This is a genomic window from Acinetobacter sp. (genome assembly GCF_050285345.1).
Taxonomy (GTDB): domain Bacteria; phylum Pseudomonadota; class Gammaproteobacteria; order Pseudomonadales; family Moraxellaceae; genus Acinetobacter.
On sequence record NZ_JBLZXR010000110.1, the window covers coordinates 1 to 10,817 of the forward strand.

Annotated in this window: 7 protein-coding genes, 1 pseudogene and 1 CRISPR repeat array; of the genes and pseudogenes, 3 read left to right on the forward strand and 5 right to left on the reverse strand. The window is 40.6% G+C overall.

The features are described 5' to 3' along the window. Positions 1–260: 260 nt before the first annotated feature. From clpB to crp, 3 genes are all read right to left on the reverse strand, one after another. Positions 261–2,840, reverse strand: coding sequence for an ATP-dependent chaperone ClpB (gene clpB / locus ACN6OV_RS09310; RefSeq protein WP_427952283.1), 2,580 nt, complete (start codon positions 2,838–2,840; stop codon positions 261–263). A 341-nt stretch (positions 2,841–3,181) separates the two neighbouring features. Next, entirely contained in the window at positions 3,182–4,231 is a 1,050-nt protein-coding gene (locus ACN6OV_RS09315; protein ID WP_427952285.1) for an NADP(H)-dependent aldo-keto reductase, read from the reverse strand. A gap of 205 nt (positions 4,232–4,436) precedes the next feature. After that, positions 4,437–5,147: a cAMP-activated global transcriptional regulator CRP gene (crp, locus tag ACN6OV_RS09320; protein ID WP_427952287.1), complete on the reverse strand. Its 711-nt coding sequence runs from the start codon at positions 5,145–5,147 to the stop codon at positions 4,437–4,439. 147 nt (positions 5,148–5,294) lie between these two features. Between crp and ACN6OV_RS09325 the strand changes: the two genes are divergently transcribed. Continuing rightward, positions 5,295–5,723: an OsmC family protein gene (locus ACN6OV_RS09325; RefSeq protein WP_427952289.1), complete on the forward strand. Its 429-nt coding sequence runs from the start codon at positions 5,295–5,297 to the stop codon at positions 5,721–5,723. 98 nt (positions 5,724–5,821) lie between these two features. Then, a CRISPR array of direct repeats spans positions 5,822–7,950; the repeat unit is 28 nt; unit sequence TTTCTAAGCTGCCTACATGGCAGTGAAC. 42 nt (positions 7,951–7,992) lie between these two features. On the opposite strand, the pseudogene cas1f reads toward ACN6OV_RS09325, so the two are convergent. After that, positions 7,993–8,889, reverse strand: a pseudogene (gene cas1f / locus ACN6OV_RS09330) (type I-F CRISPR-associated endonuclease Cas1f); the annotation flags it as partial. Positions 8,890–9,205: 316 nt separating this feature from the next. Between cas1f and ACN6OV_RS09335 the strand changes: the two are divergent. Both ACN6OV_RS09335 and ACN6OV_RS09340 read left to right on the forward strand, forming a co-directional pair. Further along, positions 9,206–9,790 carry a TetR family transcriptional regulator gene (locus ACN6OV_RS09335; RefSeq protein WP_427952291.1) on the forward strand — a complete coding sequence of 195 codons (585 nt, stop codon included), beginning with the start codon at positions 9,206–9,208 and terminating at the stop codon, positions 9,788–9,790. A 178-nt stretch (positions 9,791–9,968) separates the two neighbouring features. Further along, positions 9,969–10,337, forward strand: coding sequence for a YcgJ family protein (locus ACN6OV_RS09340; protein WP_427952293.1), 369 nt, complete (start codon positions 9,969–9,971; stop codon positions 10,335–10,337). 225 nt (positions 10,338–10,562) lie between these two features. Here ACN6OV_RS09340 and ACN6OV_RS09345 read toward each other — a convergent pair. After that, the coding region (locus tag ACN6OV_RS09345; protein ID WP_427952295.1) for a citrate/2-methylcitrate synthase at positions 10,563–10,817 on the reverse strand (255 nt) is incomplete at its 5' end.

Here is a 10,817-nt window from a genome sequence, read left to right on the forward strand (position 1 = left end):
TAATCTTGTAGTGGCTTAATTTACTGTTTTTAATCATGATTACAGACCAACATAACTAGTCTGCTAGTCTAGAGCCTTATTATTTTTACAGAACCCTTAAATGAATGTTCATTACGGTTCAGGTCTTATATTAAAGGGTCAAAAGAATGAATTTCAATCAACTTTAGGTTTTTAAACGTAAAATGCGACAAGTGTAAAATAAAGAAACCCGGCCTAAACCGGGTTTCTTTTTAACACACTGTGATTAATCATTGAGTACTTTAGTTCATACGCATCTTGTCAAAACTAAGATGGTCGCCATCCGCTTGAATGACAATGGTATCGCCCGGTTGGAATGTACCGGCCAATATTTTCTGCGCCAAAGTATTTTCAACTTGTTGTTGAATTGCACGTTTCAATGGACGTGCACCATATACAGGATCAAATCCAGCTTCGATTAACAATTCAAATGCGCTGTCTTCAACCGCTAGGTTCATATCTTTATCAGCCAAACGTGAACGTAAACGATCTAATTGGATGTCAGCAATACCACGAATTTGTGCTTTTTCAAGTGAGTGGAAGACTACTAACTCATCAATACGGTTCACAAATTCAGGACGGAAATGTTCAGACACTGCTGCCATCACCACGGTACGCACTTCTTCTCTGGTTGGATTATTACCGAGCTCACGCACATCGGTAGAACCTAAGTTCGAGGTCATCACAATCACGGTATTTTTGAAATCGATGACACGACCTTGTGAGTCCGTCAATCGACCATCATCCAACACTTGCAGCAAGATATTAAATACATCTGGATGTGCTTTCTCAACTTCATCAAACAACACCACACTATATGGTTTACGACGAACAGCTTCAGTTAAGACACCGCCCTCTTCATAACCGACATAGCCCGGAGGCGCACCAACCAAACGGCTAACCGAATGCTTTTCCATGAACTCGGACATATCAATACGAATCATCGCATCATCACTGTCAAATAAGAAGTTGGCCAATGCTTTGGTCAATTCAGTTTTACCCACACCTGTAGGCCCCAAGAACAAGAATGAACCACTTGGGCGATTCGGGTCTGATAAGCCTGCGCGCGAGCGACGTACGGCATTAGACACAGCCACTACCGCTTCATCTTGACCAACGACACGGTTATGTAAAAATTCTTCCATTTGAAGTAATTTTTCACGTTCACCTTGCAGCATTTTCGCTACAGGAATCCCGGTCGCGGCACTGACCACTTCCGCAATTTCATTTTCAGTCACTTTGGTACGAATGAGTTTTGGTTCCTCATTGCTTTCTGCCACTTCTTCTTCGTTCAAGCGTTTTTGTAACTCTGGAATCACACCATATTGCAGACGGCTTGCTTCCGCTAAATCACCCTCACGTTGCGCTTTTTCAAACGCTGTACGGGCTTTATCCAGCTCAATTTGCGCTTGATTTGTACCATCAACAAGGCGTTTTTCTGCAATCCACTGCTCTTCCAGATCGCTATATTCTTTTTGCACTTCTGCAATTTGTTTCTCAAGATGTTCAACTTCAGCTTTGCTGACCGAATCGGCATCTTTTTTCACTGCTTCAAGCTGCATTTTCAATTGAATTAAGCGACGATCTAAACGGTCTAATGGCTCAGGCTTTGAATCAATTTCCATCTTGATCCGTGATGCTGCTTCATCAATCAAGTCAATGGCTTTGTCCGGCAACTGACGGTCTGTAATATAACGATGTGACATTTTTGCCGCTGCAATAATGGCAGAGTCTAAAATTTGCACGCCATGATGCGTTGCATATTTCTCTTTTAGACCACGTAAAATCGCAATGGTGTCTTCAACGCTCGGCTCATCGACCAAGACTTTTTGGAAACGACGTTCAAGCGCGGCATCTTTTTCAATGAATTGACGATATTCATCTAAAGTGGTTGCACCCACACAGCGTAGCTCACCACGCGCCAGTGCAGGTTTCAGCATGTTGCCAGCATCCATTGCACCTTCGCCCTTCCCTGCGCCAACAAGCGTATGTAGCTCGTCAATAAATAGGATGATTTCGCCATCGTGCTTCGCAAGGTCTTTTAATACAGCTTTAAGACGTTCTTCAAATTCACCACGGTATTTTGCACCTGCGAGTAAAGAACCCAAGTCAAGTGACAATACACGTTTGCCTTTTAGACTTTCAGGCACTTCACCATTGACAATACGCTGTGCCAAACCTTCAACAATTGCCGTTTTACCTACACCCGGCTCACCAATCAATACGGGGTTGTTTTTACTACGACGTGACAACACTTGAATGGTACGGCGAATCTCTTCATCACGCCCAATCACCGGGTCAAGTTTACCTTCTAGTGCACGTGCATTTAGGTCTAAAGTATATTTGCTGAGTGAATCACGTTGATCTTCGTGGTTATTACTCATGACTTGTTCACCGCCTCTAATATTTTCAATCGCTTGACGTAATTTATCTGTGGTTACGCCTACGCTATTTAATAAAGTTTTTGTTTTGCCGATTTCTGCTAAACCTAAAATCACCCAATCGGTAGAAAGGAACTCATCCCCCGCTTTTTGTGCAAAGCTGTCTGCCAAATTTAATGCTTTCACAGCTTCTGGATTTAAATTGATATCCCCTGTTGGATTGGCAATGGTCGCAGTATCCATCAACGCTTGTTGAAGCTTGGTTTTTAAATCTGGAAGATTGGCACCTGCCTGCTGCAATAGACTTTGGTTCGAGGGTTCTTCCAACAAGGTGGCAAGGATATGAATCCCCTCGATCGCACTATGGTCTTTCCCCATAGCCAAAGACTGCGCATCGGATAATGCTTGCTGCAAACGGTTTGTGAATTTTTCAAATCGCATTCTTGTTATACCTCACAACAAATTTTGTACTTGAAGCATATATGGGAGTCATATTTAAAATTTCAAATACATTTTTTAAATATTTTCAATAAGTTAATTTATCTAGATTAATATACTTCAGTTATAATATTGGTCTTTAAACTCAAGATTTCAAGTCCTTTAACTGGTTTTTATGCACGAATTGTTTCTATTCAACAAATCCTTATTTTAATTATCCTTCATGTTAATTCTTCGATAAAAATGACATGCTCAATTTTCAAAAATTTAAGTTTATAAAGTCGAAAATAAAAAGCCTGCAAAAAATTATACAGGCTTTTCTTCGCATGATTTAAACGATTTAATTAGGGTGCTGGATTTGGTTGTTGACGATGAATCGCTTCAATCCCCTGTAGAACTTCTTCAGATAAATTGATCTCAAAAGCATCAATATTTTCTTTAAGTTGATTCAGATTAGTTGCCCCAATAATGGTACTGGTGACAAAAAACTGTTGTTTAACAAAAGCCAAAGCCAGTTGTGTGAAAGTCAAACCATGCTGTTCGGCAAGTTGTGCATATTGCTCAGTTGCCCATTCACTTTCTGGGTTGCTATAACGACTAAAACGTGAAAATAGTGTCACACGTGCATCGGCAGGTCGTGCACCATGTCGGAATTTACCAGTTAAATAACCAAAGGCCAAAGGTGAATATGCCAATAATCCTACCCCTTCATAATGAGCGATTTCAGACATACCAATTTCATAAGTACGGTTTAAAAGATTATAGGGATTTTGTACGCTGACAAATTTCTCTAAGCCTAGCTTTTCCGCCAAATGTAAGAACTTCAATGTGCCCCACGGCGTTTCATTAGAAAGTCCAATAGCACGGATACGACCTTTTTTAATTTCTGCACTTAAAGCGATTAATGTTTCTTCTAGCTGCGTCACAGTGTGGTTGCTATGGGCTTCGGCATTGCCATAACCCAATTTACCAAAAAAGTTGGTTGGTCGCTGTGGCCAATGTAACTGATATAAGTCGATATAGTCTGTTTGCAAACGAGCGAGCGATTGATCTAAGGCAGATTCAATATCTGTCGCAACAAATTTGGTTTGACCACCGCGAATATCACTTCCGCCATAAGATGGCCCTGCAATTTTTGAAGCGAGGAATAATTTGTCACGGCCACCACGTGCTGCAATCCAGTTGCCAATAATGGTTTCAGTTGAACCTTGGGTTTCCGGTTTGGGCGGAACAGGATACATTTCGGCAGTATCCCAAAAATTCAGTCCACGCTCTAAAGCATAGTCAAGTTGCTCAAAGGCTTCGGCTTGTGTATTTTGCTCACCAAAAGTCATGGTGCCTAGACAAATTTCTGGAACTAAAATTCCAGTATGTGCGAGTGGTTTAAATTGCATGTGCTTTTGATTTCCTATTCTTGCTCTTGTGATGAATAAAATGACCGATGTTTAAGCTTAACCAAAATGCATGATGAGTTTAAATCATCATTGACTGTTTATTTGTCACATTATTATGCGAAGCATTGGGAGCTCACTTTTATTTAGATATTTAGACATAAAAAAAGCAAATCCGAAGATTTGCTTTTTTTTAACGTAAGAAAAATTATTCTTCGTCGTCAAAATCACCTGTGGCGATTTGGCTTTTTTCTTCTAAAGAAGCATCGAAAATCAGAATCGCTTTACCATCCGTTTCGATCATACCCTGTTCCTCAAGAGTTTTGAGAACGCGGCCCACCATTTCACGAGAACAACCGACAATACGGCCAATCTCTTGACGTGTGATACGAATCTGACGACCATTTGGCAAAATCATTGCCTCTGGTTGAGAAGATAAATCAATCAAGCAGCGCGCAATACGACCGGATACGTCGATAAATGCCAAATCCGTGACTTTACGTGTCGTGTTTTTTAGACGACGTACCAGCTGTGCAAATACTGCATAGCTGAGATCTGGATATTGCTTGCTTAATTCATGGAAGTTTTCATAGGTTACTTCGGCAATTTCACACACATCGCGAGTACGGACTTCCGCAGTACGCTGTGCATTCGTTTCGAATAAACCCATTTCCCCAAAAAAGTCACCCGCATTTAAGTACGCTACAACGATTTCACGATCATCATCTTCGCGTAAAATAATGGATACTGAACCTTTAAGAATTAAATACAAAGATTTTGATTCTGAGCCCGCATCAATAATAGTCGTACGTTTTGGGTAACGATTGATATATGCACGTTTTAATAATGCCTTCACCGACTCAGGTAACTGCCCCGGAGATAGCGCATCAGTGCTAAGTTGTGAAAAGTTTGAAGTCATGCTAACAGTTCCGAATATGGATAAATTATAGATCGCACAAGACCTAAATTGAACTTGTCACACGCTAGAGCTGAAATTCCTTATCAACTCCATTTATGTTAGTGTACAGGTACTGCGTAAATTTATAGCTTTTTTTAAGGACTTGCAATGCAATCGAGTGTTCATTGGCTAGAGAATGTCGCTTTTGAAGCAAAAACTCAAAGCGGCCACACTATAATCATGGATGGATCTCCAGAATACGGCGGTGAAAACCGCGGTGCGCGCCCAATGGAGCTAATCCTTACAGGGCTTGGCGGCTGTGCATCTTTTGACATTGTGACGATTTTAAAGAAAGCACGCCAAGACATCACCGATGTACGCTGTGAATTAAAAGCTGACCGGGCAGACACTATTCCTGCTGTATTTACCAAAATTCATTTGCACTTTGTTGTAACTGGCCATGCGGTAAAAGAAAAGCAAGTTGCAAAAGCGGTTGAACTTTCTGCTGAAAAATACTGCTCAGCAAGTAAAATGCTGACTGACGGTGGTGTCGAAATTACTCATGATTTTGAAATTTTAGAAGCTGAAGCTGCTTAAGTTGATGTCATGATTAAAAGCCGCAATGAATGCGGCTTTTTTATTTCTATGTGCTGCTAAATAATATTTTATACCTACCCTCTTCGTACTTTTAGGAATTTTTAAGCTGCCTGTATGGCAGTGAACCGACACCAGCACCGATCAATGCTGTACCCAATTTTCTAAGCTGCCTACATGGCAGTGAACATGAACTCACCCCCATAAATCGTCTCTTAAAATTTCTAAGCTGCCTACATGGCAGTGAACTGTTTGAGCAAATCCCTGTTTTAGATGAACTATTTCTAAGCTGCCTACATGGCAGTGAACTATAAAAGTATTAATGAAGCGGTTTTTAAGTTTTTCTAAGCTGCCTACATGGCAGTGAACCCAATCTTTTACAAGCACTTTGGACTAAAGCCTTTCTAAGCTGCCTACATGGCAGTGAACCCGTGCCAGTGCTTTACGGTCAACGTGAAGTGTTTCTAAGCTGCCTACATGGCAGTGAACTATCAGAAGGTGAAGTCGAAGGCTTGGCCAATTTTCTAAGCTGCCTACATGGCAGTGAACACCATTTCTGTTGATCGACTATTTTGCATAGCTTTCTAAGCTGCCTACATGGCAGTGAACTACAAGCCAATCTCCACCATTCGATATTTCTATTTCTAAGCTGCCTACATGGCAGTGAACGGGAATTTACTTTCCAATGAGTTTGGAACCCATTTCTAAGCTGCCTACATGGCAGTGAACAAGGTTACTCAGCAAAACCTTATAAAGATAGCTTTCTAAGCTGCCTACATGGCAGTGAACCGTAAATCTTCATACAAACAACCTTATGGCAATTTCTAAGCTGCCTACATGGCAGTGAACGCGGTAAGGAGGCGTTGATTGCGCTGGCGAATTTTCTAAGCTGCCTACATGGCAGTGAACACCATAGATGCACAGCTCAATCAGGCCCGTAATTTCTAAGCTGCCTACATGGCAGTGAACTTGTTCCAAGAGAAATAAACCTGATGTTTGTTTTTCTAAGCTGCCTACATGGCAGTGAACCACTACAAATAGCCCTAGGTCTAGGTATTCAGTTTCTAAGCTGCCTACATGGCAGTGAACCAGCGTACTGTTTGCAGTTCAGTGATTTTGCTTTTATAAGCTGCCTACATGGCAGTGAACCCAGTCTTGCATATTTTGTTTTGCAGCTTCCGTTTCTAAGCTGCCTACATGGCAGTGAACGAAAGGATTATCAGTTGGTTTTATCCCGGATTTTTCTAAGCTGCCTACATGGCAGTGAACACACGCCCATCAATTTCAGCAACTTCTGCATTTTTCTAAGCTGCCTACATGGCAGTGAACACCATGTGCATACGCATTCTGAATATTTGTGCTTTCTAAGCTGCCTACATGGCAGTGAACTGCTCAAAAGATCGTTATGAGCAAATTAAGTTTTTCTAAGCTGCCTACATGGCAGTGAACAAGATGACTAAGCTCTATGCGATTTATGGCGCTTTCTAAGCTGCCTACATGGCAGTGAACCGAAAGACGACCCTATAGATGATTTTCTACGTTTTCTAAGCTGCCTACATGGCAGTGAACCGTGAACTGGCAATACAGATTGAAGCTCAAGATTTCTAAGCTGCCTACATGGCAGTGAACCCGCAATGCTAACGACCTCTAAATTCAAATCATTTCTAAGCTGCCTACATGGCAGTGAACAAGTTTAATTTGCCTCATCTAGACAACGTGGTTTTCTAAGCTGCCTACATGGCAGTGAACGCCAAATCGCTGATGGTGTAACTGTGACAACAATTTCTAAGCTGCCTACATGGCAGTGAACAGCAAGTCGTTGCTGCTCTTCGTAAAGTGCTTTTTCTAAGCTGCCTACATGGCAGTGAACAGTTTATGGAGTATTTCCTCAAAATACGTTTGTTTCTAAGCTGCCTACATGGCAGTGAACGTGATGTTCTAAGATCACCGACTGTATTTAGTTTTCTAAGCTGCCTACATGGCAGTGAACGAGGCCCACGATACCTCCATCATTTTATGAGTTTTCTAAGCTGCCTACATGGCAGTGAACTATGTGGTCACATCGTAAAAGTGATAATATGTTTTCTAAGCTGCCTACATGGCAGTGAACCTGAAAGCAAGGTTCAAGGGATGCGTCTGTATTTTCTAAGCTGCCTACATGGCAGTGAACACAAACTTCACACTCAACATCGAGAACCATGATTTCTAAGCTGCCTACATGGCAGTGAACTTCACTTATCATCTGCGACAGCTTCAAGTGGTTTTCTAAGCTGCAGCGATGCTCTGTAAATTTCTGCAATAACTGCTGTCTAAACTCTTGCTCAGTCATCTTCTCTTTGGCACAGATAAAGGCATAAGGCAGAACGACCGCATCCTTAACCAAATCTGCCACATCAAACACCAAAGCACCACGGCGGGTTTTTCCATGCATTACGGCAAAACCATGTGGAATACCTAAAACCCAAAGTGTAGTTGCCGCTAAACCGTAAGCGAGATAATTGCCATGGTTGAGAAAGTCGTTGGCTAAATCCCCCTGTTCAGGATTACGGCTAAAATCTTTTAAACCGGTACGTGTCGCTGCAATTTTATAAAGCTGTTTAGTCATGGCCGCTTCAGCCAATAACACATCACCCACTTTGGTTAAATGTGGAATTTTCTTTTCGAAACCGGTCAATGCCTGTGTAATATCAACATCATCCAGATAAAAACCTTCAGCTTTTAAATCGCGGTCTTTGTCCCAAACTTTTCTGATAAATTCAATCCGAGCCTGCTGAAACTGCTTGGCAACTTCTAAACGTTTTGCATCATCAAACCAAAACTGCATCCAACCTTGCATATATTCGGTTGGGCGATATTCACTTTGCGGTGTCATCCATTCAATTTCACAGCCCATAAATAATGGTGTGCCACCACCACCGGTAAAACCGACCAATACCCCTGCACTTGCCAGCATCCGCATGGCAGCTTGGGTAATCGATGTACCTGTACCCAATAAAATGACGGTGGTATTGGCAATCGGAATATTCCAATATTGATTTTCATTTTTGGCTTCGGTCAGATATAAAACTCGGCCATCTTTTTGCATCACGCGGGCATGCTCAAGGTAATATAGGTTTGCCCGTTTTGAATGAAGGATCGCTTTTAGGTCTGAAGGATTAAGTTGTTCCATTTTTTATAAATATAAAGTATTTAATTGAACTAATTATATGAAAATCAATTTCTTATTCAATGCGACCAATATCTATAAACGTCAATTTGTGTCGCGAAAATTTACTGCTAAAACCTGCAAATTATAAATAAACGCAACAAGCGTTCGCCTAATGATAAAATTTTCTCGGATTATGACATTGTCTCTATGAAGTAATTTGAGAATTTCTCTGGACTGATGAACAACATCATATTGTTAAAGAGGAAGAGTACATCATCTACTTAAGCTAAATTCAGGCTATATAATAAAGCCCATTACTTTTCGGATTTTGATTCAGATGGCTTATTTAAGCAAAAATGAAAGGAAACAACAGATTATTGAATCCGCAAAAAAACTCGTTTTGTCTGAAGGATTAAATACCTTAACGGTCAGAAAATTAGCAGAAAAAGCTGAATTTTCTGTAGGTCAAATTCATCATCATTTTGATTCTATCCATGACCTAAAGTCTCAGGTTTTTTTAGAACTGGTACATGGGAATTTAAATCTAGAACAATTTCCTGAAAATACCAGTTGCAGGGATAAGTTGATTTACCTTCTCGGCTCAGAAGCGGCAATTTCCGAAACACCGTATATTGGCATTTGGAATGATGCAGAACGCAATGCTTACAGTCACCCAATCTTTAAACAAGCCTATGCGCAAGCCATTAAAATTTGGCAAAACTCAATCATTGAAATATTACATCTGGGAATGATCAATCATGAATTTATTTTTCGCTTAGATCAGATCAATGAAATTGCATTAAGGCTGATTGCTTTTGCCATAGGACTGGAATGTTTATCCAATCTCAACCTTGAAAAAGTTCAATCTGATTTCTTTCATCAGCAAATTTTAGCCATCATTCAGCAAGAATTAGACGCATAATTTTTTTAGATTAAATTTGAACATCTGTTCAAATTTAATTATTCTGATAATACAGATATCATTTTTAGACCCTAAGATCTTAAAATTTTGAATATCAAAAATGCACAGAACATCGGTTTGAATGGGCCTATGCTCAAATCTACTGTGCAAAACTTAACATTTAGATTTGGAGAAGATCATGAAAAAAATGGCTTATTTATTCTGTCTACCTGTGCTTTTAATGGGTTGCCAAGCAACACCGATGACTCCCAAACAGCCAATTCAAGGCATTGATTTAAAGCAACCTGAAGCGAAAACCTTATGTGACCAGTATATCTGTGCCAATTCTGCAGGTATTTCAAAAGAGTTGACTCAAAAATACCTTGGTCAAGATCAAGCCAATAAAGTGTTCTCACAAGGTCAGTTTAGTCACACACAATTTACCTTTGCCAACGGTATTTTTTGTGACACTGGGGCTCAGAAATGTTACGTAGATCGTTATTTTAATGGTAATGGTCAACGTAGTGCTGTAGCAGAAAACTATACTCAGGCCTTATTTGGTCAGTAAAAAACCCTGAATTACACAGAATAATAAGGGACGATCAAAGATAAGGACTAGAACTGCCAGTCTGATGTACTAATTCAACTGATGGTTCTAGCCCTTTGATTTCAAATCAATTACTAATCCAAGACTCAGCTTAATTCAGATTCAGGTGATGAATAAAGCAATTTACTCATCACCCAAAAAATCTAAACAAGCTTTAATACTGTGGACACTGTTGCAGAGACAGATTTAAGCTGCTGCTGAACGTTGCTCAATTGGCAGTACCTTGCGCAGTTCGTAACCGGTATAGTCCGCACTTGGGCGAATAATACGGTTGTCTGCACGCTGTTCCATTACATGCGCTGCCCATCCTGTAACACGGCTCATCACAAAGATTGGCGTGAATAGTTTGGTTGCAATATCCATAAAGTGATACGCAGATGCATGGAAGAAGTCTGCATTACAAAACAGTTTCTTCTCACGCCACATCACTTCTTCACAACG